This is a genomic window from Streptomyces sp. NPDC127117 (genome assembly GCF_042677325.1).
Lineage (GTDB): Bacteria > Actinomycetota > Actinomycetes > Streptomycetales > Streptomycetaceae > Streptomyces.
In genome coordinates, this window is the sequence record NZ_JBHXTM010000029.1 from 56,024 (window position 1) to 79,125 (window position 23,102).

Here is a 23,102-nt window from a genome sequence, read left to right on the forward strand (position 1 = left end):
ACAGCCCCGAATGACACGATCCCGTCAGCACCAACCGGGGGAACACGGGGGGACACGGGGGAAACGACCCGACTGCTGCGGCACCGCGCCATGCGGTGCCGCAGCAGCGGAGTCACCACCGGCCGCCCGGCAGGAGAAGGGGTGGACGGATGCAGGAGTTCCTGAGCGCAGCGACCGCCTTCCCCGCCGTTCTCTTCGGCGCCGCGCTGGCCGTCGTCGTCCTCTTCTGGCTCCTGGTGCTGGCCGGTGCGGCCGACCACCACTCCTTCGACGGCGACCTCGACACCGACCTGGCCGGGATCGGCGGGGTGCCGGTCACCGTCTCGGTGTCCGTGATGGTCGTCGTCGGCTGGTTCGCCAGTCTCACCGGTACGGTCCTGGTGCACCGCAGCGGTGCCACCGGCCTCACCCGGGCCGCGTTCGCCTGTGCCGTGTTCGCCGGGTCGCTGCTGCTCGGCCGGTCCGTGCTGCGGATCCTGGTGCGCTGCTTCCGCCGGAGCTTCCCGGACGAGCCTCCACCATCGCGGCAGGACTTCCTGGGCCGGGTCTGCACGGTCCGTACCGGTTCCGTCAGCTCCGACTTCGGCCAGGCCGAGGTCACCGCGGACGACGGCTCCACCGCGATCGTCCAGGTCAGGCTGCTCGCTCCGGTGGACGGCCCGGCCCTCGCCGCGGGCAGTGCGGGACTTCTGTACGCGTACGACGACGAGGGCGAGTTCTTCTGGGTCTCGCCCTACGACAAGGCCCTGGACCCTGGCCCGCCGACGCCGCGACCAGGCACGGGCCCACGCCGCACCGGCTGACCGCCCGGGCCGCCGAGGCCGCCGGCACCGCCCGGATCCGTCCGCCGCGTCGCCGTCGCACCGCCGTCGTGCGCCGGGCCGCCCACCGTCGGGCGCCCGCCGCCGGGACCGCCGCACCCCTCCTCTTCCTTCACCACCTTCCTCACCAGCCGCAAGGACTGTCATGGATGCCATCACCCTGGGCTTCGGTGTGCTCGTAGCCGTCGTTCTGCTCATCGCCGTCGCCCTGCTCCTCGTCATCAGCCGGCTCTTCCGCAAGGTCGAGCAGGGCAAGGCGCTGATCATCTCCAAGACCAAGAAGGTCGATGTCACCTTCACCGGGGCCGTCGTCCTGCCGGTCCTGCACAAGGCCGAGACCATGGACATCTCGGTGAAAACCATCGAGATCCGCCGCACCGGGCGCGAGGGCCTGATCTGCCAGGACAACATCCGCGCCGACATCCACATCAACTTCTTCGTGCGGGTCAACAAGACCGTCGAGGACGTCATCAAGGTCGCCCAGTCCATCGGTACGGAGCGGGCCAGCGACAAGGTGGCGATCCAGGAGTTCTTCGGCGCGAAGTTCGCCGAGGCGCTCAAGACGGTCGGCAAGCAGCTGGACTTCGTCGACCTGTACACCAAGCGCGAGGAGTTCCGGGACCGGATCATCCGGGTCATCGGCACCGACCTGAACGGCTACCACCTCGACGACGCCGCGATCGACTTCCTTGAGCAGACGCCGATGACGCAGCTCGACGGCGCCAACATCCTGGACGCGCAGGGCATCCGCAAGATCACCGAGCTGACCGCGATCGAGCACGTGCGCACCAACGAGTTCCAGCGCACCGAGCAGAAGGAGATCACCCGGCAGGACGTCGACGCCCGGGAGACCATCCTGGAGCTGGAGCGCCGGCAGGCCGAGGCCGAGATCAAGCAGCGCCGCGAGGTCGAGACGCTGCGGGCCCGCGAGGAGGCCGCGACCGCCAAGGTCCAGGAGGAGGAGCGGCTCGGCGCCCAGACCGCGTTCATCCGTACCGAGGAGCAGCTCGGCATCCAGCGGGAGAACCAGGCGCGGGAGATCGCCGTCGCGCAGAAGAACCGTGAGCGGGTCATCGCAGTGGAGAACGAGCGCATCGAGAAGGACCGGCTGATCGAGGTCATCGGGCGCGAGCGGCAGACCGAGCTGAACCGGATCGCCGCGACCAAGGAGGTCGAGGCCGAGCGCCGCGAGGTCGCCGATGTGATCCGGGAGCGGATCGCGGTGGACCGTACGGTCGCCGAGCAGGAGGAGTCCATCAAGACGCTGCGGGCCGTCGAGGAGTCGGAGCGCACCCGCAGGTCGGTCATCATCGCCGCCGAGGCGGAGGCCCAGGAGAAGCTGGTCAAGGACATCAAGGCCGCCGAGGCGGCCGAGTCCGCGGCCACCCACGTGGCCGCCGAGCAGCTGACGCTCGCCGAGGCCCGGCTGAAGACCGCGGACCTGGACGCCCGGGCGAAGCTGCGGCTGGCCGAGGGCATCCAGGCGGAGTCCGCGGCACCCGGCCTCGCCGAGATCCAGGTGCGTGAGGCGGAGGCCGACGTCATCGAGAAGGCCGGTCTCGCCGAGGCCGAGGCCACTTCCGCCCGGCTCAGGGCCGAGGCCGAGGGGTCCAGGCTCAAGGCCCTCGCGGCGGCCGAGGGCACCCAGGCCCAGGCGACGGCCGACGCGGCGATGATCGGCGAGAAGCTGAAGGCCGAGGCGGCGGGCCTCACCGAGAAGGCGGCCGCGATGGCGGCACTGGACGACGCCTCGCGCGGACACGAGGAGTACCGGCTGCGGCTCGCCGCGGAGAAGGAGATCCGGCTGGCCGGCCTCGACGTGCAGCGGCAGGTCGCCGAGGCACAGGCGACGGTGCTGGCCACGGGCCTGGAGAACGCCGACATCGACATCGTCGGCGGGGAGTCGGTCTTCTTCGACCGGCTGGTCTCGGCCGTCTCGATGGGCAAGAGCTTCGACGGGTTCGTGGAGAACTCGGCCACCGCGAAGGCCCTCGCGGGTCCGTGGCTGAACGGCACGTCGTCGTTCACCGAGGACCTGACCCGGGTGCTCGGCTCGGTGTCCACCGGCGATGTGCAGAACCTGACGGTGTCCGCGCTGCTGATGCGGATGATGCGGTCGCCGGGCGCCGGGGTCGCACCGGGGCAGATCCAGCAACTCCTGTCCGCAGCGAAGGAGTTGGGGCTTGCCGACATGCCGGTCTCGGCGGTGACGGAGGCGGCGGACGTCTCCGCCGTACCCGTCTCACGGAACGGGTCCGCGCCGGTCGCGTAGGACGGAACCCGGTCCGTCCGGCGGCCGCACCGCCCCGGCCGCCGGACGGACGCACCACACAGCTCGCAACAGCTCGCAGGGAGAGTCGTACGCATGGACACCGACACCACGACCGCAGCGCCCACCGGCGGCCCCGTGGACGCGGGGACGTACGACGTGCTGCGCCGCCGGCTCGGCGACCGGGCCGCCGAACTGGCGCGCCGGGCCGCGGAGCTGAACGCCCGCCGCACCGAGGAGTTCGGCTCCACCGAGCTCCGGCTCACCGGCACCGAGCGCATCCGCACCGGGCAGCCGGCCGTCCCCCGCGACCTGGTGGCCGTCGGTGGCCGGCTGCTGTTCGGCTTCGAGCGCGGCCCGGGGGCGGCCGACCCGGCCGAGGTGGCCGACGTACTCGCCCTGTACGGGCCGGAGTTGGGGGAGCAGGTCCAGGGCGGGCCGACGGCCGACGAGGACTTCGTACGCGAGTTCACCGCGCTGCACCGCTACTACCGCGACGCCCGGCTGCTGCGGCTGCGCCTGGTGGACGGGAAGCTGCTCGCCGTCTTCCGTACCGGTGAGAGCGCGGACGGCATCCGGGTGCTGCGCTGGGCGCTCGCCCCGGACGGGTCGCCGGGCGCCTTCCTCGACGCGCGCGGCGACCGCGACCATGTCTTCCCGCCCTCGCACGACTTCACCTGGACCGCCGCCGGCCGCGAGTCGCACGTGCTGGGGCGCCACCCGCACATCGCGGTGGGCGGGGAGGGCCCGGACAGCGCCCCGCTCTACGTGGACACCCTCGGCGGCACCCTCACCGTCAAGACGGTCAACGACACCGACACCCCGGACGGGATCTACCGGGAGCCGGTCGCCGAGCCCCTCCAGTCGCTGGCCGACGCGGAGGTCGAGCACGCGACGATCGGGCCGCTGGTCCTGCTCCGCGTACGCCCGTACAACGAGGAGTCCTGGCGCCACCTGGTCTTCAACACGCTGCTCGGCACCGTGCTGCGGCTCGACGGCATCGGACCGGCCTGCCACCGGCTGCCGGAGGATCAGGGGATCATCTTCCCCGGCGGCTACTACCTCACCACCGGCACCGCCAAGACCTTCGACATCGCCGAGCCGCTCACCGACCCGGTCTTCGAGGGCGCGGTCCGCTCCCCGAACGGCGAGGACGTCCTCTACGTCTTCCGCTCCCCCGACGACGGCCGTGGTCTGCTGCTGCCCTACAACCTGATCCGGCAGGAGGTCGCCACCCCGCTCCAGGGCCGTGGCCACGCCCTGCTCGACGACGGCACCCTCGTCCTGCTGCGCACCACCGCCACCGGCGACGAACCGGCCCGGGTCCACCCCTTGCAGCGCTGGCGGACCCCGTACGTCTCCGACACCCACGCGGCCGCCCGCCCCGCCGGGACCGGCCCGCTCGCCCGGGTCGGCAACGCCGATCTGGTGCGCGGGATCTCCGACTGCCTGGCGCTGGCACACAGCGCCGCCGAGACCACGCCGACCGCCGCCGTGTACGCGCAGCTGGTCGCGGACTGCACCCGGGCCACCGACCGCTACCACTGGCTCACCGATGCCGAACTCGGTGAACTCGCGGCTCCGCTGGCGGAGTTGAAGGCGACCGCCGAGCAGGTGCTCACCGAGTTCGAGACCGTACGGGAGCTGACCCGGCAGGCCGCCGACGCGCTCAGCGAGACGGCGGACCGGCTCACCGCACTCGTCCGCCGCATCCGGGGCGAGGCTCCGCGCTCGGCCGCCGGCTGGGTCGACCAGCTCACCGAACTGCGCCGCGCCCACGGCCACTTGGCGACACTGGCCGAGATGCGGTACGCGGACACCGGGCGCATCGGTGAACTCTCCGCCGAGACCGCCGCCGACCTCGAATCGGCCGGTCAGCGCGCCGTCGCATTCCTCGGCCGGGACGACGCCTTCGCCGGCTACCACGAAGACATCGCCCGGCTCACCGCCGAGGCGTCCGGGCTCGCCACCGTCGCGGACGCGTCGGCGCTCGGCGACCGGCTGAGCGGAATGACGGACGGGCTGAGCACCGTCACGGAGGTCGTCGCCGGCCTCGACATCGGGGACACGACGGTGCGCACGTCGATCCTGGAGCGGATCGCCGGGGTGCTCGGCGGGGTCAACCGGGCCCGCGCCACCCTCGAAGCCCGCCGCCGCGAACTCCTCGACCACGAGGGCCGCGCCGAGTTCGCCGCCGAGTTCGCCCTGCTCGGTCAGGCCGTCACCGGGGCGATCGCCGCCGCCGACACCCCGGACGCCTGCGACGATCAACTTTCCAGGCTGCTGCTCCAGCTGGAAAACCTGGAGTCGCGGTTCGCGGAGTTCGACGACTTCCTCGCCGAGCTGGCCGAGCGCCGGACGGAGGTGTACGAGGCGTTCTCGGCCCGCAAGCAGACCCTCCAGGACGCCCGCGCCCGGCGCGCCGAGCGGCTCGCCCAGTCGGCGGCCCGGGTCCTGGAGACGGTCTCCCGGCGGCTGACCGCGCTGCCCGACCTGGACGCCGTGAACACCTTCCTGGCCACCGACCCGATGGCCGCCAGGATCCGCCGCACCGCCGACGAGCTGCGCGGACTCGGTGATCCGGTGCGGGCCGAGGAACTCGACGGGCAGCTGCTGGCCGCCCGCCAGGAGGCCGGGCGGGCGCTGCGCGACCGCAGTGAGCTGTACGCGGACGGCGGCGCCACGATCCGGCTGGGCCGGCACCGGTTCGCCGTGAACACCCAGCCCTTCGACCTGACGCTCGTCCCGCACGGGGACCGGCTCGCGTTCGCCCTCACCGGCACGGACTACCGGGCTCCGGTCACCGACCCGGAGTTCGAGGCGACCCGCCCGTACTGGGAGCAGACCCTCCCCTCGGAGTCCCCGCAGGTCTACCGGGGCGAGCACCTGGCCGCCCGGCTCCTGGACGAGCGGGGCGCGGACACCCTCGCCGCCCTGGCCCCGGCCGAACTCGCCGCCCTCGTACGGGAGTCGGCAGCCGCCGCGTACGACGAGGGCTATCAGCGCGGCGTCCACGACGAGGACGCCACCGCGATCCTCACCGCCCTGCTGCGGCTGCACGCCGGGGCCGGACTGCTGCGCTGCCCGCCCGCCGTCCGGGCAACTGCTCAACTCTTCTGGGCGTACGGCGCGGACGAGGCGCGGCGCACCTCATGGACCCGGCGGGCCCGTTCGCTGGCCCGCGCCCGTGAGACCTTCGGCCTGGCCCCGGCCGTCGACGCCCTCCAGGAGGAGTGGGCGGCCGTCATCGGGGGCGAGGCCCCGGCCGCCGTCGCCGCGTACCTCTTCGAGGAGCTGACCAGCGGCCCGGAGGGATTCGTCACCAGCGCCGCCGTCCGCACCTTCCTGGACAAGTTCCGGCGCACTACCGGGACTTCGGCGTACGACGAGGATCTCGCCGCGCTGGGCGACGACCTTCCGGCCCGCCGCCAGCTCGTCGAGGGCTGGCTCGCCCCGTACGCCACCGCGAGCGGCGGCGGGATCGACGCGGGCGATCTCGCGGAGGCCGTGGCCGTGGAGCTCTGCCCGGAGCCGGTGCTCGGCCGGTACGACTGCGAGGCTCCGCCGACCGCACGGGTGGAGGGGCTGCTCGGCACCCACCCGCGCATCGACCGGGGCACGCTGACCGTCCGGATCGACGAACTCCTCGCCCGCACCGCCGGGTTCCGCACCGAGGCCGTCCCCGGGTTCCGCGCCTACCAGCGCCGGCGCACCGCACTCGTGAACGCCGAGCGGGCCCGGCTGCGGCTGGACGACCACCGGCCGCGCGTCATGTCCGCGTTCGTCCGCAACCGGCTGCTGGACGAGGTGTACCTGCCGCTGATCGGGGACAGCCTCGCCAAGCAGCTCGGCACCGCCGACGCCGACCGGCGCACCGACTCGCAGGGCCTGCTGCTGCTGGTGTCGCCGCCCGGCTACGGCAAGACGACGCTGATGGAGTACGTCGCCGACCGGCTCGGCCTGGTCCTCGTCAAGATCAGCGGCCCGAACCTGGGCCACGACGTGACCTCGCTCGACCCTGCCCAGGCCCGCACCGCGACCGCCCGCCAGGAGATCGAGAAGATCAACTTCGCGCTGGAGTCCGGCAACAACACGCTCCTCTACCTCGACGACATCCAGCACACCTCGCCCGAACTGCTCCAGAAGTTCATCCCGCTCTGCGACGCGACCCGCCGGATCGAGGGCGTGCGGGACGGCGAGCCGCGCAGCCACGACCTGCGGGGCAAACGGTTCGCGGTGTGCATGGCGGGCAACCCGTACACGGAGTCGGGGGAGCGGTTCCGGATCCCGGACATGCTCGCCAACCGGGCCGACGTGTGGAACCTCGGCGAGGTGCTGAGCGGCCGCGAGGACGTCTTCGCGCTGAGCTTCGTCGAGAACGCGCTGACCGCCAATCCGGTGCTGGCACCGCTCGCCGGGCGCTCCCGCGCGGATCTCGCCCTGTTCGTACGGCTGGCCTCCGGCGACAGCGCGGCACGCACGGACCGGCTGGAACACCCGTACACCCCCGCCGAGGTGGACCGGATCGTCGCGGTGCTGCGCCATCTGCTGACCGCCCGGGACACGGTGCTGGCCGTGAACGCCGCGTACATCGCGTCGGCCGCGCAGACGGACGCGACGCGCACCGAACCGCCGTTCCGGCTCCAGGGCTCGTACCGCAACATGAACAAGATCGCCGAACGGATCGTGCCGGTGATGAACGACGCGGAGCTGTCCGACGTCATCGACGACCACTACACGGGCGAGGCCCAGACGCTGACCACCGGCGCGGAGTCGAACCTGCTGAAGCTCGCCGCGCTGCGCGGCCGGCTCACCCCGGAACAGTCCGCGCGCTGGTCCGCGATCACCACCTCCTACGTCCGGACGCAGGCCCTCGGCGGCCCGGACGGCGACCCGATGACCCGGGCCGTCGCCGCGCTGGGGCTGCTCGCGGACCGGGTCGCGGCGGTCGAGTCGGCGATCGTCCGGGTGGCCGACCCGCGCCATGTGCTCACCAACCCGCAGGCCCGGCACGCGGCTTCCCCGCCCGCCGGACCGGCAGAAGATCGCTGACCGGACGCCCACGGAGGAGAGGAGCAAGGCATGCTGGGACTTGTGCCCCCACTTCCCCAGCAGCCCCAACGTTCCCCGTTCAGCGGACACATGGTCGTCTGCGGCGACGACGCACTGGCCCGGCGGCTCGCCGTCGAGCTGCGTTACGTGTACGGGGAGCGGGTCACCCTCGTCCTGCCGCCCGGCCGTGACGCCCGCGCACCCGAACTCCCGCTGACCGGGCGGGGTTTGGCGTCGGCACTGTTCGGCCGGATGTCGTCGGCGATGGCCCGCAACGGCGGCAGCGGCGGGGCCGACTCGCTCGGGGACGACACCAACGCCGGGGTCGACCCGGTCCGCATCCTGGCGGCGGCGGAGCCGTCCGACGAGGCGTTCGAGGAGGCGGGCGTCGCCTCGGCCGCCGCCCTGGCCCTGGTGTACGACGACGACGAGCGCAACATCCGCGCCGCGCTGACCGCCCGCCGCCTCAATCCCCGCCTCCGGCTGGTCATCCGGCTCTACAACCGCAAGCTGGGCCAGCACCTGGAGACACTGCTCGACCAGGCCGCCGCCGTCGCCGCCCCCGGCCTGGACCGGGCCGCCCTGGACGCCTCCACCACCGTCCTCTCCGACGCCGACACCGCCGCCCCCGCCCTCGCGGCCACCGTCCTCACCGGCTCCAGCAAGGTCATCCAGGCGGAGGGCCTGCTGCTGCGCGCCGCCGAACGCACCCCGCCCGGGGGCGGCCAGATCGCCGACCCCGGCCTGTGCACCCTCGCGCTGCTCTCCTCCACCACCCATGACCCGGCGGGCACCGAGGGCTCCGACAGCAGCGGCGACGAGGGCCCCCGGCTGCTGCCCGACGAACGGCAGGTGGCCGCCGCCACGGGCCGGGGCACGGTGGTCCTGGAGGCGGTCAGCCAGGCCGGGCCGCCCGGACCACCGCCCCGGATGGGCGGCCGGGGCGCGCCGCTCGGCCAGGTCTTCTCACGGCGGCTGCGCTGGTCCGCGCTGGGTGTCGGCCTGGCCGTGCTCGGCCTGGCCATCGCCTCCACGATCACCACCGGCGACGACCCCCTGCACGCCACCTACCTCACGCTGCTCGACCTCTTCGCGATGGGCGACCCGGCGATCGGCGACAAGACGGCCCGCCAGATCATCCAGATCCTCTCGGGCGTGGCCGGTCTGATGCTGCTCCCGCTCCTCGTCGCGGGCGTCCTGGAAGCCTTCGGCTCGCTCCGCACGGCCTCCTCCCTGCGCCGCCCGCCGCGCGGACTCTCCGGCCATGTGGTGCTGCTCGGGCTCGGCAAGATCGGCACCCGGGTCCTCGTCCGGCTGCGTGAACTCGGCATCCCCGTGGTGTGCGTGGAGGAGGACCCGGACGCGCGCGGCATCCCGGTCGCCCGCCGGCTGCACGTACCGGTGGTCCTCGGTGACGTCACGCAGGAAGGCGTGCTGGAGGCGGCGAAGATCCAGCGCTCCCGCGCACTGCTCGCCCTGACCAGCGTCGACACCACCAACCTGGAGGCGGCCCTCTACGCCCGCTCGGTCAAGCCCGATCTGCGGGTGGCGCTGCGGCTGTACGACGACGAGTTCGCCACCGCCGTCTACCGCACCCTGCGCACCGCCCACCCCCAGGCCGTGACCCGCTCCCGTTCCGTCTCCCATCTGGCGGCCCCGGCCTTCGCGGTGGCCATGATGGGCCGTCAGATCCTGGGTGCGATCCCGGTCGAGCGCAAGGTGATGCTGTTCGCGGCGGTAGAGGTGGCCGGCCACCGGCAGCTGGAGGGCCACACGGTGGAGCAGGCGTTCCGGGCGGGCGCCTGGCGGGTCCTGGCCCTGGACGCCACCCCGCCCGGCGACCGCCGCCCGGACCTGGCCGCCCCCACCACGGCCACCCCGGACCACCCGTCCGGCCTGGTCTGGGACCTGCACCCCGGGTACGTACTGCGCCCCGAGGACCGCGTGGTGATCGCCGCCACCCGCCGGGGCCTGGCCGAACTGCTGCGCGGACGACTCCGGGTGGCCCCGGGGGCGTGACGGAGACACGGCGGGCGCGCCAGGAGAACTGACCGAACGCCGGAGCAGCCTGGCGGGAAGGCCGGTGGACGCCGAAATCCGGATGCCCGGCACGCGCCCCTCCACCTACCCTGCCGCCCATGGACACCGACTCCCCCGACCTCCTCAACGTGATCGACATCGAGGCGACCTGCTGGGACGGGCAGCCGCCCCCGGGCGCGGTGAGCGAGATCATCGAGATCGGTCTGACGGTCCTCGACCTGCGCGCGGCGGAGCGGCTCGCCCGCCACCGGATCCTGGTCCGGCCCGCCCGGTCCACGGTCAGCCCCTTCTGCACCGGGCTGACCGGCCTCACCCGGGCCGAGGTGGACACGGGTGTGTCCTTCGCCGAGGCCTGCCGCCTGCTGGCGACGGAGCACCGGGCGGGCATACGCCCCTGGGCGAGCTGGGGCGACTACGACCGCAACCAGTTCACCCGCCAGTGCCGGGCGACCGGCACCCGGTACCCCTTCGGCCACCGCCACACCAACGCCAAGCTCCCCTTCACCGCCGCCCACGGCCTGCGCAAGCGCCCCGGCATGGCCCAGGCCCTGGAGATCGCCGGCCTCCCCCTGGAGGGCCGTCACCACAGCGGCGCCGACGACGCGTGGAACATCGCCGCCCTGATCCTGGACGTCGCGGCCCGGGGCGCCTGGCCGGAACCCACCGCCGACGGGCGGACGCGCTACTGAAGCACGCCGCCCATCACGCCCCGCACCTCCTCCAGCGTCGCCGCCGCGCATTCGTTGGCGCGCTCGTTCCCGGCCCGGAGCACCGACCGTACGTACCCCATGTCCCGCGCGTACTCCGCCCGCCGGGCCCGGATCGGTGCCATCCGGCTGTTGACGGCCTCGGTCACGGTCCGCTTGAGGCCGGCCGCACCGCCCCCGCCGACCTCCTCGGCCACGGCGTGCGGGTCACGGTCCAGGCAGAGCGCCGCCAGCAGCACCAGCGAGGACACCCCGGGCCGGTTCTCGGGGTCGTACGTGATGTGCCGCTCGGCATCCGTCTTCGCCGTCCTGATCAGCCGGGCGGTCTCGTCCGCGTCGGCGCCCAGCGCGATGGAGTTGCCCCGGCTCTTGCTCATCTTGGTGCCGTCGGTGCCGAGGAGGAGCGGCGCGTCGGAGAGCAGCGCGTCCGGCTCCGGGAAGACCGCCCCGTACCGCTCGTTGAAGCGCCGGGCGACGGTCCGGGTGACTTCGAGGTGCGGCAGCTGGTCCTGCCCGACCGGGACGAGGTTCCCCTTGCAGAACAGGATGTCGGCGGCCTGGTGCACGGGATAGGTGAACATCAGCCCGCTGACGGCCGACTGCCGGGAATGCGCGATCTCGTCCTTGACGGTGGGATTGCGGTTCAGCTCCGCGACGGAGACCAGGCTCAGGAACGGCAGCATCAGCTGATTGAGCGCGGGCACGGCGCTGTGGTTGAAGACCGTGGACCGCGCCGGGTCGATGCCGACGGCCAGATAGTCCAGCAGCATCCCCTCCATGTGCTCACCGAGCCGGTCGGCGAGATCCCGGTCGGTGAGCACCTGATAGTCCGCGATGATCACGAACACGTCCACTCCGAGCTCCTGGAGCCGCACCCGGTTGTGGAGGGTGCCGAAGTAGTGCCCGAGGTGCAGGGGCCCGGTGGGCCGGTCCCCGGTCATCACCCGGAACTTCTCCGGGGCCTGCCGGATCCGCGCCTCCAGCTCGGCGGCGCGCTGCTCGGGCGATGCGATGGTGACGGTGCTGCTCATGGGGTTTCTCTCCTCGCGAGTGCTGGTTGCGTGGAGGACGGCCCGCCGTGACCACCGGCATCCGTACCCGTACGAGGGCAGGGAAAAGGGCCGTCCATATCGAACGGCCCGGATTCCGTGCAGAGGGGAGGTGGCCGCTCCTAGAAGGAGCGCCACCGGTTTCGGCACAGCACGGAGGTCATGACCCGAGCCTAGCGGAACCGGGCCCCGCCCACCCGTCTTTCCGGGCCCGCTCCGCGCCCCGTAGCTGCCGGAACAAACGCCTCGCCGCGCGACGGCCGGGAGACGCGGTTCAGTCGGCGGACAGCGGGCGGACGGTGAGGATCTGCTCGGCATGGCCGACGGGCCCCCGGAGGTCGTGCAGGACGCTGCTGGTGAGTCCCTGTCCCGACGGGCCGAAAGCGGTGGTGGTGTCCAGCCCGGTCCACGGTCCTTCCGGCTGTCTGTGCAGATGGATCGTCAGGTCGAGGTTCGGGAACATCCACTCGGTGGGGTCCTGCTGGACGGCGATGCCGTTCGCGATGTCCACCAGCGCGATGTACGAGGCGAGGGAACCGATCGGCTCGCCCGCGACCAGGCCGACGGGCGAGGACGCCCAGGCCACCGCGCGTCCCTTGCGGAGCGGAGGCGTTCGGCGGACGTCGATGGACGAGATGTAGCCTCCGTCCCACCTCTCGCTCATCGGCCAGGGAGTGAGTTCCTCGGGGACGGGAAGTCGCTCGTGGGGACTGTCGGCGACGGAGGAGGTGTCCAGGGACGCCAGCAGCCAGGCACGGGCGCGGACGACCGGACGCCCGCCGATGGCCACGGTCGCTTCGAGGAGTTCGATGGTCCGGCCGGGACGAACGGTCTCAACGGTGATCTCGCACTCGTCGAGGGCGATGCGGCCGAGGATGTCGTAGCTGATCCTGGCGAGGACGAGATTCCCCGGCCGCGTACTGAGGTGCCGTTCGAGGGCGTGCACGACGAGCCCGGCCAGCGGGCTGAAGTGCTGTTCGTCGGTGTTCCACGCGCCCCCCGCGTGAGCCGTGGGTTTGTAGGAGTGTTCGCCCGTCCGCTCGTAGTAGCTCTCGCGTGCGGCGACGCCTGTGGTCACGGGATCCGTCTCCTTGAACAGGGCAGGTGATGCACGGAACAGCTGCATCCACCACGCATCGTAGGGAGCGCGGCCCTCGCCGGGCACCGTGATCTCACGCACAAGCGGTCGGGCAGGACCACGGATCGGCGCCGTCGGGAACCGGCCCGGGCGGCGGCGTTTCGCCGTTCGTCGCGCCCGCCCCGGCAGGACCGTCAGCCGTTGGACCACCCGCGTCGGCACAGGACGAGGCGGTACCCGTCCGGGTCCTCCACGGTGACGCCCCACTCGTTCCAGTACGGGTTCGGCGACGCGACCCGCCTGCCGCCGTGTTCCTCCAGCCGGTCCACCAGTTCCTGGGGCACGGGCCCGTCCAGGTAGAGGACGAGCAGGTCCTCGTCGGTGGGGTGCGGTTCGCCGCCGCGGACGAGTTCCAGGTGCCAGGGTGCGTCCGGGTGGCCGACCATCAACAGGTCGTGGGTGCCGGGTGCCCGTTCCGCCTCGGCGCGCCACAGCACGTCCAGCCCGAGGCCGTCCGCCCAGAACCGCTCGGCGACGGCCAGGTCGCGGGACGGCCGGGCGATGCGGATGTGGGTCTGTCCGGTGAACGGCACGGCGGGCTCCTGCCTGGCTGCGGGCCCGCCCTGTGCGCGCCCGGGCCCGCAGCGTAGGCGGGCGGGATTCCCGTCCGCATCGGTCCCGGGGCGCACCGCTGTGCGCCGTCCGTCCTACAACTGCCCCAGCACCTCGTCGAACGCCTCGCTCCAGCCCGCCGGGCCCCAGTTGTCCTCCGCCCTCGACAGGAGGAGGACCCTCGCGGGAACGCCGGCCGCCGCGCAGGCGGCGAGCCGGTGATGGCCGTCCAGGACGGCGGCGACCAGGAAGCGCTCGGGGTGCTCGGCCGCCACGTGGACGTCCTCGACCCAGGCGAGGGCCAGGGCGGCGGGGCGGTGGCCCGCCGTGATCGCCGAGGTGTACCGGGCCACCGTGTCCGCGTCGAGTGCGTCCAGCGGCTGGGACGGGAGCAGCACGCCGTACGTCGGGGCCTCGCCGGGGATACGGTCGCGCAGCTGGAAGTGGTCGGTGCCCGGCCAGTCGTCGAGGGGGTCCTCGGTGTACGGCTCGTCGTCCTCGCTCCCGCGCAGCTCGCGTCGCCGGAACCACCACGACGCCGCCGGGTCGCTCACCCGCTCCAGGGCGAGGTCGGCCAGGTGGGCGCGGTAGTGGCCGGACGGCAGCTCCTCGATGAGGGGGGCGAGCGCTTCGAGGGCGCCGGAGTCCAGGCCGTCGATGTCGGCCAGTGCGGCGCGCAGGCGGTCCGCGCTCTCCCTGGCCTTTCGGGGCGGCCAGCCGAGCAGGGACATCGTCGTCTCGCAGGTGCCGCAGTCCGATCCGACGTGGTAGACCCGCTCCCCGTCGATACGCAGGGACTTGCCCCAGCGGGGCCAGGACGAGCCGAGCGGGGGCGGGTCGTAGTCGATCCGGACCCTGCCCCGGCCGTCGTCGAGCGTGAAGCGTGCCCGGCGTGGCGAGTCGAGTGCGACGGGGCCGATCGACGGCGGGCCCGGGCGGTCGAGCCGGCGCCCGGACCAGACGCGGCGCAGCTGCTCGGCGTGGTCGCCGTCGGGGGGCGTCAGGGGCAGCAGCGGGTCCTGGCGGGTCAGCGCGACCAGGGCGTGGTGCACATCGCCCGCCGCCGGGGCCCGGTCGTCCGCCAGCTCCTCCAGGAGGTGGGGTATCGCGGCGGGGTCGTCCAGCAGTTCCAGGGCCACGACGAAGAAGCCGCGCACCAGTCCCGTCAGGCCGGGGAGGCGCTGCGCGACCGGCACCGTCCACTCCCGTGCGCCGAGCCGTCCCAGCGCAACGGCCGCGCGCCCGCGCAGCCGCTCGTGGTCCAGCAGCCCGCCGAGGTACGGCGCGAAGCCGGCGTCCGCGGACAGCCCCATCGCGTCCACCAGCGGTTCGACCGGGCCCAGCCGCTCGGCCAGCCGGTGCAGCTCGGCCGCCGGAACGCGGAGTCCGCGCTGCACCATCGTGCCCAGCAGCTCCTTCGCACCGTCGTCGTCGCTCTCGGCCAGCAGACGACGGAACACCGGGACGGCCGGTTCGCCGACGGCCCCGAGGAGCCAGGTGAGGTGGCGCCGTTCGTCCTTCGCCGCCCGGCCGTGGCGGGCGGCGATCTCGGCGGGCAGGTCGGCCGGGGCGTCCTCGGCCAGGGCGGACAGGGCGCTCCAGACGTCGTCCGCCGCAAGCACCGTGTCCAGGCGCACCCGTGTGGTACCGGTCATGTCCCCCGCCCCGCTCATTTCACTTGTCGGCGTGCTCGTCACTTCTTGGCGTGCTCGCCGACGTAGAACAGGATCCAGATGAAGCCCGCGAAGAGGTGCGTGGCGAAGACGTAGACGAAGACGCGCAGCGCCACGCCGCGCTCCTTCCAGCGTTCGCTCTCGCTTCCCTGGCTCACAGTCCTGCCTCCGTCCGGCGCGGGCCGTGCCCGGCCGCGCGCCCCGTCCAGGGTACGCACCGCCCCGCAGCGCCCCCGTGGAATAGGCCGGGGTGGTGCTCCGTTGTAGGGTGTGTTCAAATAGTTCAACGTTCAACCAAACTAGGTTTCTGGAGGCGGGCGCCATGCAGTTCGGGATCTTCACCGTCGGGGATGTCACCACCGACCCGACGAACGGCCGGACGCCGAGCGAGCACGAGCGGATCAAGGCCACGATCGCCATCGCGCAGAAGGCGGAGGAGGTCGGCCTGGACGTCTTCGCCACCGGCGAGCACCACAACCCGCCCTTCGTGCCGTCCTCGCCGACGACCACGCTCGGCTACATCGCCGCCCGCACCGAGAACCTGATCCTGTCCACGTCCACCACGCTGATCACCACCAACGACCCGGTGAAGATCGCCGAGGACTACGCGACGCTCCAGCACCTCGCGGACGGCCGTGTCGACCTGATGATGGGCCGCGGCAACACCGGTCCGGTCTATCCGTGGTTCGGCAAGGACATCCGGCAGGGCATCCCGCTCGCCATCGAGAACTACGCCCTGCTGCACAAGCTGTGGCGCGAGGACGTCGTCGACTGGGAGGGCAAGTTCCGTACGCCGCTGCAGTCCTTCACCGCGACCCCGCGCCCGTTGGACGGCGTCCCGCCGTTCGTCTGGCACGGCTCGATCCGCTCGCCGGAGATCGCCGAGCAGGCCGCGTACTACGGCGACGGCTTCTTCCACAACAACATCTTCTGGCCCATCGAGCACACCAAGAAGATGGTGAACCTGTACCGGCAGCGGTACGCGCACTACGGGCACGGCACCGCCGAGCAGGCCATCGTCGGCCTCGGCGGCCAGGTCTTCATGCGGAAGAACTCGCAGGACGCGGTACGGGAGTTCCGCCCGTACTTCGACAACGCGCCGGTCTACGGGCACGGGCCCTCGATGGAGGACTTCACCCAGCAGACCCCGCTGACCGTCGGCTCCCCGCAGGAGGTCATCGAGCGGACCCTGTCCTTCCGGGACGCCGTCGGCGACTACCAGCGCCAGCTGTTCCTGATGGACCACGCGGGACTGCCGCTGAAGACGGTCCTGGAGCAGCTCGACATCCTCGGCGAGGAGGTCGTCCCGGTGCTGCGCAAGGAGTTCGCCGCGCTGCGCCCGGCCGGGGTTCCGGACTCCGCGCCCGTCCACCCGGCCGTCGCCGCCCGCACCGCCACTGCCGCCACGAAGGAGGCCTGACCACCGTGTCCACCACGTCCGGCGTCTTCGCCACCGAGCCCCTGCGCATCGTCGCCGTGTCGGCCGGGCTGAGCAGCCCGTCCTCGACCCGGCTGCTGGCCGAGCGACTGGCCGGCGCCGCCCGTGAGCGGCTGCTGACCGAGCAGGACCGCACGGTCGAGGTCCGGGTGATCGAACTGCGCGACCTGGCCGTCGACATCGCCAACCACCTGGTCACCGGCTTCCCGCCGGCCGCCCTGGACACGGCGATCAAGGAGGTGACGGAGGCGGACGGACTGATCGCCGTCTCGCCCGTGTTCACCGCGTCGTACAGCGGGCTGTTCAAGTCGTTCTTCGACCTGATCGACAACACGGCGCTGACCGGCAAGCCCGTCGTCATCGCGGCGACCGGCGGCACCGCCCGCCACTCGCTGGTCCTGGAGCACGCGATGCGCCCGCTCTTCGCCTATCTGCGGGCCATCGTCGTACCGACGTCCGTGTACGCGGCCTCGGAGGACTGGGGCTCGTCCGGCGACGAGTACACCGATGGGCTGCCGTCCCGCATCCGGCGGGCGGGCGGCGAGCTCGCGGCCATGATCACGGGCGGCCGGGCGGCCTCCGGGGCGCGGCGGACCCTCGGGCTGGACGACGAGGTGGTGCCGTTCGAGCAGCAGCTCGCCGACCTCCGTCTGGACTGAGGACCCGCCGTCCGAAGCTCTGTCCGGTTTGATTAGAGTTGGAGCGAAAGATGCGCCGTGCGGGGTTTTCGGTACGTACGGCGCCTCTGCGCACTGAGCCGGAACGAGCTGGAGGCAGAGATGGGCAGGATCGTGGTGGGCGTGGACGGCTCCGAGTCGTCGGTCAAGGCGCTGCACTGGGCCGTACGCCAGGCGGAGCTGACCGGTGACACGGTGGAGGCCGTCAACAGCTGGGAGTACCCCGCGACGAGCTGGGCGTCGATGATGCCCGGCATGCCGGAGGACTTCGACCCGCAGGCCCTGGCGACCGTGGCCCTCACCGAGACACTGGAGGAGGCCCTGGGCGCCGAGGGCGCCGCGGCGGTCAGCAAGATCGTGGTGATCGGCAACCCGGCCCAGTCCCTGCTGGACCGCGCCAAGGGCGCGAACCTGCTCGTGGTGGGGGCACGCGGTTACAGCGGCTTCAAGGCGACCCTGCTCGGCTCGGTCAGCCTCCACGTCACCCAGCACGCACCGTGCCCGGTGACGGTCGTGCGCGACGCGTGACCGACCGGACGTGAGAGAGGGCGGGCCCGCACGAACGTGCGCGGGCCCGCCCTTCTCGTACCGGTCCGGGACGCCGGGCTCTCACGCGCCCCGGCCGGCCGTGGGGCCGCAACGGCGCGGCAGCAACGGCCAGGTGGCGGAGAGCTTCATCACCGCCCCGGTCACCGCGGGACCGTCCGACCGCTCCCGCGACATGTCGCACACCGACGCGGGCCAGGTCGTGGCGGACCTCACCCGGGCCACCACGGTGCACGCGGTGATGTCGTGCGCCCCGCCGCCGGCGAACGGCTGACAGCGGGGCGCGGCAGGTCGTCGGGGGCGGCACAGGCGGGCGCGTGCCACCCGCGTTCACGCACGGGGGCGGATGTCCTCGTGCGTGTAGTAGATGTAGAACGTGGTGATGAACATCCCCAGGCCGACCGCGAGTCCGAGCGCGGAGGACCTCAGCACGCTCGAATCGGTCAGCCCGACCAGCAGGCCGATCGCCGCCGCGGTCAGCGCGCCGTAGGCCGCCGCCCGCACCAGGGGCAGCATGGTGTGCTGGATCCGGCCCAGTACGAAGCACAGGGCGGCGAGCACCACCGCGGTGATCAGGCCGTACCAGAACTGCCGGTAACCGCTCGCGCCGTTGTTGCGGAGGATGAACGAGGCGTAGAGGCCGTACGCCGCACCCAGCGTGACGGGGATCGCCCAGGAGAGCGCGCTCTGCCCGCGCGCGTGTGACCTCGGCCGGGTCCGTCCGCGGGACGGCATTGCCGCGTGTGTGGACATGCGGGGTTCTCCTTCCGTGGCTCCTTTTCCTTCCAGGGCACACCCGGCCGCGCCGCCCGGCAACTCGGATGGCGTACGGCCCGGGGCGCGCCGCCCGTCCGCGGGATTCCCTGGGAGGGTGCGGACGTATCTCTCGGCGTATCTCTCGGCGGCACTGGTGGTGCTGCTGGCCGTCCTGGTGCCGGTCGGCGCGCTGTCCGCCTGGGTGGATCTGGAGATCGACAACACGGACCGTTACGTCGACGCGGTCGCCCCGCTCGCCTCCGACCCCGATGTGCAGAGCACCGTCACCGATCTCATCACCGACGGGGCGATGAAGCAGATCGACGCCGGGCCGCTCCAGGACACGGTGCGGGACTTCCTGCGCCAGGCAGTGCTCTCCTTCACCACCACCGACGCCTTCCAGGACGCCTGGAACGCCGCCAACCGCACCGCCCACAAGGCCGTCACCGCCGCCCTGAACGGCAACACCGGCGAGGCCGTGACCATCGACCTGGCGCCCGTGACCGAGCAGGTCAAACGGAATCTGGAGGAGAACGGGGTGCCGTTCGCCGACCGGATTCCGGTCCAGCACACCGACATCACGCTCATCTCCGCCGACCGCGCCGACCAGTTGCGTCAGACCTTCCGCCTGCTGCGCACCGGCAGCATCTGGCCGGCCGTGGCCACGCTCGTGGTCGCCGTCCTGGCCGTGGCCGTGGCCTGGCTGCGCGGCGGCGGGCCGGGGCGCAGACGCTCCCGGCCCGCCGCACTGTCCGCCACCGCCGTGACCGGTCTCGGCCTCGCGCTCGGGGCACTGGTGCTGCGCGCGGTGCTCGCGTACGCCCGGAACCGGGTGCTGTCCGAGGTGCCGGACAGTGAGACGGCGGGGGCGGCGGCGGTGTACGACGCGCTGACCGGCTCGCTGCGCACGACGGTGTGGACCGTGTTCGGCGTGGGGCTGGCGGTGGCCGTGTGCGCGGTGCTGGTGCGGCTGCGGGTGGCCCGGGGAAAGCCCGGTCCGGGCACGGGATGATCCGGCCCCCGAGCGGCCGCCCGGGGGGCCTCGCGCTCGACGTGCGGCGGCGGGCGGGCCGGGGAACAGTGGTTCTGATGACTGCCGGATCGGGGGCGACTGAGAGGTCTTCCGCATGCGAGCCATAGCCGTCGGCGCGTTCCGGGCCGACCCCGCACTGGTGGAGATACCCAAGCCCGAGCCGGAGGCCGGGGAGGTCCGGGTCAGGATCGAGTACGCCGCGCTCAACCCGTCCGACTGGCAGGCCACCCGGGGCACCCCGGACGACGGACCGGCCCCCCGGGTGTTCCCGATGGTCGTCGGGGTGGACTTCGCGGGCCGGGTCGACATGATCGGCAGCGGCGAGAACCGGTTCCGGGTCGGCGACCAGGTCTTCGGCCGGGTCGCCCGGCCGAACGCGGCCGGTGGCGGCACGTACTGCGACTACGTGTCCGTACCGCAGGACTCCGCCATCACCGTCGTACCGCCCGGCCTCCCGCTGCGGGCCGCGGCGGCGCTGCCCTCCGCCGGGATGGCGGCCGCCCAGATCCTGGAGATCGCGGTGCTCCGCGGCCACGAGAGCCTGCTGGTCATCGGCGCGGCGGGCGGCGTCGGCAGCTATCTGACCCAGCTCGCCTCGGCCCGCGACATACGCGTGATCGCCGCCGTGCGCGGTGACGAACACGGGCGGATGACGGAGCTGGGCGCCGCCGTCACCATCGACATCACCGACCGGCCGCTCGAAGCGGCGGTACGGGAGTGCTGCCCGGACGGCGTCGACGCACTGGTCGACCTGGTCTCCACCGCTGCGGACGCCTTCGCCTCGCACGCCGCCCTGGTGCGCGGCGGCGGCATCGCCCTCACCACCCGGGGCGTCGCCACCGGGGCCGCCCTGCCCGCGGGCGTGACCGGGATCGACTTCCGGCTCGAACCCACCCCGGTGCTGCTCGACGTCCTGGCCGCGGGCGCGGCCGAAGGCGTGCTGCGAGTTCCCGTCGACATCGAACTCCCGCTGGAGAAGGCCCCGCAGGCCCTCGACCGGAACCGGACGGGCGGCGCACGCGGCAAGACCGTCATCGTGCTCTGACCCACCGCCCGTACACCGATCGCCTCCACCCATCGCCTCCCCCGATCACCTTCCGAAGGAGCAGAGACGTCATGGACGAACGGGAACGCGACATCATCGACGACATCGGCGGACTCATCTCCGAGGAACGGAGCCTGCGCGACCGCTCCACCCGGGAACTGGGCCTCAGCGAGGACGAGAAGTCCCGGCTGCGTACCGTTGAGGTACGGCTCGACCAGTGCTGGGACCTGCTGCGACAGCGCCGGGCACTGAGCGAGTTCGGCGAGGACCCGTCCGCGGCGAAGGTCCGACCCGCCGACGAGGTCGAGGGCTACCGCGGCTGAACGCAGGACTCAGGGGGACGCGTTGACCGACACCGAGGCCGGATCCGGACGGCGGCGGGCGACGCCACCCCCCTGGCTGCTGAGCGGGCTGCGCCCGCAGTCCACCACGCCCATCGGCTGGGCGGCCGTCGCCCGTGCCGCCGTGTCGCTGGCCGCGCCGCTCGCCGTCGGCTTCGCGCTGGACCGCCCCGCGTACGGCGCGCTCGTCTCCATGGGCGCGCTCTCCGGCGTCATCGGCGACACCGCCGACGCGTACCGGATGCGGATACTCAACATCGCCGTGCCACAGCTCTTCGGCGCGCTCGGCATCATGCTCGGCACGCTGGTGTACGGCACCGGCTGGGGGGCCGTCGCCGCGCTGACGCTGGTCGGCCTGGTCTCCGGGATGATGTCGACGATCGGCGCGATCGCCTCGGTGTCCGGGCTGCTGCTCCTGCTCAACGCGGTGGTCGGCGCCGGGCTCCCGATGCCGCAGCCCTGGTGGGTGGCACCGCTGCTGCTCACGGTCGGCGGCCTGTTCGTGCTCACCCTGACCCTGCTGGCCTGGCCCTTGCGCCGGAAGCTCCCGGAGCGGGTCGCGGTCGCGGGCACCTATCTCGCGGTCGCCGACCTGCTCGCCGCCGCCGGCACCGACGCGTACGAGGAGCAGCGCCAGGCCGTCACCCAGTCCCTCAACACGTCGTACGACCTGATCCTGGCCCGCCGGGCCCGCTACCACGGCCGCAGCAACGCGATGGTGCGGCTGCTCGCCCAGCTCAACGTCGTCATCCCGCTCGTCGAGGCGGCCCCCGCCGTCCATGTGCGCCGGTGTCCGCTCCCGGACGAGATCCCGGCGGCGGTGCGCGAACTGGCCGCCGCCGTCGAGGAGAGCCGCACCGGCCGCCCCGAACTCACCCTGCCCGCACCGGACTCGCCCGCCACCCGGGCGGTGGACAGTGCCCTGCGGCACGCGGCGGTCGTGGTGCACAAGGCCGACCCCGACCCGTACAACGTCGACGACCGGCTCGGCCGCCCCGCCGTGCTCGGGGTACGGATCCGGCGGGCCACCCGCGACGTACTGCTCTCCGGGGCTTCCTGGCGGTACGGGCTGCGGCTCGCCCTGTGCATCGGTCTGGCCCAGGCGCTGACCTCGCTGATCCCGGTGCCGCGCTCGTACTGGGTGGCGCTGACCGTCACTTTCGTCCTCAAGCCGGACTTCGGCTCGGTGTTCTCGCGGGCCGTGCTGCGGTCGGTGGGCACGGCGGCCGGGCTCGTGGTCGCCGCGCCGGTGCTCGCCGCGGTGCCGGTCGGCTGGTGGGACGTGCCGGTGATGGTGGTGCTCGCCGCGCTGATCCCGGCGCTCACCGCGAAGGGCTACGCCTTCCAGACCGCGGCCATCACCCCGGTGATCCTGCTCCTGTCCGACCTGCTGAACCACCAGGGCTTCCACCTGGTCTGGCCGCGCTTCCTGGACAGCCTGATCGGCTGCGTGATCGTGCTGGTGGCGGGCTATCTGCTGTGGCCGGAGAGCTGGCACGTACGGATCGGCCACCGGCTCGCGGACGCCGTGGCGGACATCGCCGACTACGTGGCGTACGCGTTCGAGCCGGGCGGGACCGGCGACCGGGCGGAGCGGGTGCGGGCCCGGCGCCGGATCTACCGCGACCTGTCCGTCGTACGTTCCGAATTCCAGCGCGCCCTGACCGAGCCGCCGCCGGTCGGCACCCGGGCCGCGGCCTGGTGGCCGCTGGTCGTCGCGGTCGAACGCATCGTGGACGCGACGACGGCGGCCCGGGTCCGGGTCAACCACGGAGCGCCCGAGCCGCCGCCGGCCGAGGTCGCGGAGGTCCGGCGGCAGCTGCGGGAGCTGGCCGAGGGGATACGGGCCAGCGAGGTGCTGGTGGGGGTGCGCGCCGAGCTTCCCGGCGACGAGGAGGGCGTACTGGCTCCGCTGCGCCAGGAGGTGGCGGCGGCCAGGGCGATCGCATCGCCCCAGCCCTGACG

At 72.9% G+C, this 23,102-nt stretch carries 19 protein-coding genes; 13 read left to right on the forward strand and 6 right to left on the reverse strand.

Features of this window, described 5'->3' with window-relative positions; all coding sequences use genetic code 11:
- Positions 1-149: 149 nt before the first annotated feature.
- From ACFVH0_RS24690 to ACFVH0_RS24710, 5 genes are all read left to right on the forward strand, one after another.
- Entirely contained in the window at positions 150-803 is a 654-nt protein-coding gene (locus ACFVH0_RS24690; protein ID WP_385823397.1) for a hypothetical protein, read from the forward strand.
- A gap of 163 nt (positions 804-966) precedes the next feature.
- On the forward strand, positions 967-3,093 hold the full coding sequence (locus tag ACFVH0_RS24695) for a flotillin family protein (protein ID WP_385823399.1): 2,127 nt from the start codon (positions 967-969) through the stop codon (positions 3,091-3,093).
- Between the two features lie 93 nt (positions 3,094-3,186).
- Positions 3,187-8,142 (forward strand): DNA repair ATPase, encoded by a 4,956-nt coding sequence (locus tag ACFVH0_RS24700; protein WP_385823401.1) that lies wholly within the window; start codon positions 3,187-3,189, stop codon positions 8,140-8,142.
- A 30-nt stretch (positions 8,143-8,172) separates the two neighbouring features.
- Positions 8,173-10,161 carry a potassium channel family protein gene (locus tag ACFVH0_RS24705; RefSeq protein ID WP_385823403.1) on the forward strand — a complete coding sequence of 663 codons (1,989 nt, stop codon included), beginning with the start codon at positions 8,173-8,175 and terminating at the stop codon, positions 10,159-10,161.
- A 119-nt stretch (positions 10,162-10,280) separates the two neighbouring features.
- Entirely contained in the window at positions 10,281-10,871 is a 591-nt protein-coding gene (locus ACFVH0_RS24710) for an exonuclease domain-containing protein (protein WP_385823405.1), read from the forward strand.
- On the opposite strand, the gene trpS is transcribed toward ACFVH0_RS24710, so the two are convergent.
- The 5 genes from trpS to ACFVH0_RS24735 form a co-directional block, all read right to left on the reverse strand.
- Entirely contained in the window at positions 10,865-11,920 is a 1,056-nt protein-coding gene (trpS, locus tag ACFVH0_RS24715; RefSeq protein ID WP_385823407.1) for a tryptophan--tRNA ligase, read from the reverse strand. The genes ACFVH0_RS24710 and trpS overlap by 7 nt on opposite strands.
- A 292-nt stretch (positions 11,921-12,212) precedes the next feature.
- Positions 12,213-13,016, reverse strand: a complete 804-nt coding sequence (locus ACFVH0_RS24720; protein WP_385823409.1) for a thioesterase family protein — start codon at positions 13,014-13,016, stop codon at positions 12,213-12,215.
- A gap of 194 nt (positions 13,017-13,210) precedes the next feature.
- Positions 13,211-13,609 carry a VOC family protein gene (locus ACFVH0_RS24725; RefSeq protein WP_385823411.1) on the reverse strand — a complete coding sequence of 133 codons (399 nt, stop codon included), beginning with the start codon at positions 13,607-13,609 and terminating at the stop codon, positions 13,211-13,213.
- Positions 13,610-13,723: 114 nt separating this feature from the next.
- Positions 13,724-15,283 carry a hypothetical protein gene (locus ACFVH0_RS24730; protein ID WP_385823413.1) on the reverse strand — a complete coding sequence of 520 codons (1,560 nt, stop codon included), beginning with the start codon at positions 15,281-15,283 and terminating at the stop codon, positions 13,724-13,726.
- Positions 15,284-15,321: 38 nt separating this feature from the next.
- Positions 15,322-15,459, reverse strand: a complete 138-nt coding sequence (locus ACFVH0_RS24735) for a DUF6126 family protein (RefSeq protein ID WP_385823416.1) — start codon at positions 15,457-15,459, stop codon at positions 15,322-15,324.
- 164 nt (positions 15,460-15,623) lie between these two features.
- Between ACFVH0_RS24735 and ACFVH0_RS24740 the strand changes: the two genes are divergently transcribed.
- From ACFVH0_RS24740 to ACFVH0_RS24755, 4 genes are all read left to right on the forward strand, one after another.
- Positions 15,624-16,721 carry an LLM class flavin-dependent oxidoreductase gene (locus tag ACFVH0_RS24740; RefSeq protein ID WP_385823418.1) on the forward strand — a complete coding sequence of 366 codons (1,098 nt, stop codon included), beginning with the start codon at positions 15,624-15,626 and terminating at the stop codon, positions 16,719-16,721.
- Positions 16,722-16,726: 5 nt separating this feature from the next.
- Positions 16,727-17,398, forward strand: a complete 672-nt coding sequence (locus ACFVH0_RS24745; protein ID WP_385823420.1) for an FMN reductase — start codon at positions 16,727-16,729, stop codon at positions 17,396-17,398.
- A gap of 120 nt (positions 17,399-17,518) precedes the next feature.
- Entirely contained in the window at positions 17,519-17,944 is a 426-nt protein-coding gene (locus tag ACFVH0_RS24750; RefSeq protein ID WP_124719759.1) for a universal stress protein, read from the forward strand.
- Between the two features lie 133 nt (positions 17,945-18,077).
- Positions 18,078-18,236: a hypothetical protein gene (locus ACFVH0_RS24755; protein ID WP_385823421.1), complete on the forward strand. Its 159-nt coding sequence runs from the start codon at positions 18,078-18,080 to the stop codon at positions 18,234-18,236.
- A gap of 56 nt (positions 18,237-18,292) precedes the next feature.
- Here ACFVH0_RS24755 and ACFVH0_RS24760 read toward each other — a convergent pair whose 3' ends face one another.
- Positions 18,293-18,715, reverse strand: coding sequence for a hypothetical protein (locus tag ACFVH0_RS24760; RefSeq protein WP_385823423.1), 423 nt, complete (start codon positions 18,713-18,715; stop codon positions 18,293-18,295).
- Between the two features lie 118 nt (positions 18,716-18,833).
- Between ACFVH0_RS24760 and ACFVH0_RS24765 the strand changes: the two genes are divergently transcribed.
- From ACFVH0_RS24765 to ACFVH0_RS24780, 4 genes are all read left to right on the forward strand, one after another.
- Complete coding sequence (locus ACFVH0_RS24765) at positions 18,834-19,730, forward strand: hypothetical protein (protein WP_385823425.1); 897 nt, start codon at positions 18,834-18,836, stop codon at positions 19,728-19,730.
- Between the two features lie 115 nt (positions 19,731-19,845).
- Positions 19,846-20,796 carry an NADP-dependent oxidoreductase gene (locus ACFVH0_RS24770; RefSeq protein ID WP_385823427.1) on the forward strand — a complete coding sequence of 317 codons (951 nt, stop codon included), beginning with the start codon at positions 19,846-19,848 and terminating at the stop codon, positions 20,794-20,796.
- 71 nt (positions 20,797-20,867) lie between these two features.
- Positions 20,868-21,119, forward strand: a complete 252-nt coding sequence (locus ACFVH0_RS24775; RefSeq protein ID WP_385823429.1) for a DUF2630 family protein — start codon at positions 20,868-20,870, stop codon at positions 21,117-21,119.
- Positions 21,120-21,141: 22 nt separating this feature from the next.
- Positions 21,142-23,100: an FUSC family protein gene (locus ACFVH0_RS24780; RefSeq protein WP_385823431.1), complete on the forward strand. Its 1,959-nt coding sequence runs from the start codon at positions 21,142-21,144 to the stop codon at positions 23,098-23,100.
- The last annotated feature ends 2 nt before the right edge of the window (positions 23,101-23,102 follow it).

Bases quoted from the DNA above. Each gene is read 5' to 3' on its own strand.
- ACFVH0_RS24750 (WP_124719759.1), top strand. From the start codon at position 17,519: ATGGGCAGGATCGTGGTGGGCGTGGACGGCTCCGAGTCGTCGGTCAAG.
- trpS (WP_385823407.1), bottom strand. From the start codon at position 11,920: ATGAGCAGCACCGTCACCATCGCATCGCCCGAGCAGCGCGCCGCCGAG.
- ACFVH0_RS24770 (WP_385823427.1), top strand. From the start codon at position 19,846: ATGCGAGCCATAGCCGTCGGCGCGTTCCGGGCCGACCCCGCACTGGTG.
- ACFVH0_RS24695 (WP_385823399.1), top strand. From the start codon at position 967: ATGGATGCCATCACCCTGGGCTTCGGTGTGCTCGTAGCCGTCGTTCTG.
- ACFVH0_RS24775 (WP_385823429.1), top strand. From the start codon at position 20,868: ATGGACGAACGGGAACGCGACATCATCGACGACATCGGCGGACTCATC.
- ACFVH0_RS24690 (WP_385823397.1), top strand. From the start codon at position 150: ATGCAGGAGTTCCTGAGCGCAGCGACCGCCTTCCCCGCCGTTCTCTTC.
- ACFVH0_RS24730 (WP_385823413.1), bottom strand. From the start codon at position 15,283: ATGACCGGTACCACACGGGTGCGCCTGGACACGGTGCTTGCGGCGGAC.
- ACFVH0_RS24710 (WP_385823405.1), top strand. From the start codon at position 10,281: ATGGACACCGACTCCCCCGACCTCCTCAACGTGATCGACATCGAGGCG.
- ACFVH0_RS24705 (WP_385823403.1), top strand. From the start codon at position 8,173: ATGCTGGGACTTGTGCCCCCACTTCCCCAGCAGCCCCAACGTTCCCCG.
- ACFVH0_RS24700 (WP_385823401.1), top strand. From the start codon at position 3,187: ATGGACACCGACACCACGACCGCAGCGCCCACCGGCGGCCCCGTGGAC.
- ACFVH0_RS24740 (WP_385823418.1), top strand. From the start codon at position 15,624: ATGCAGTTCGGGATCTTCACCGTCGGGGATGTCACCACCGACCCGACG.
- ACFVH0_RS24760 (WP_385823423.1), bottom strand. From the start codon at position 18,715: ATGTCCACACACGCGGCAATGCCGTCCCGCGGACGGACCCGGCCGAGG.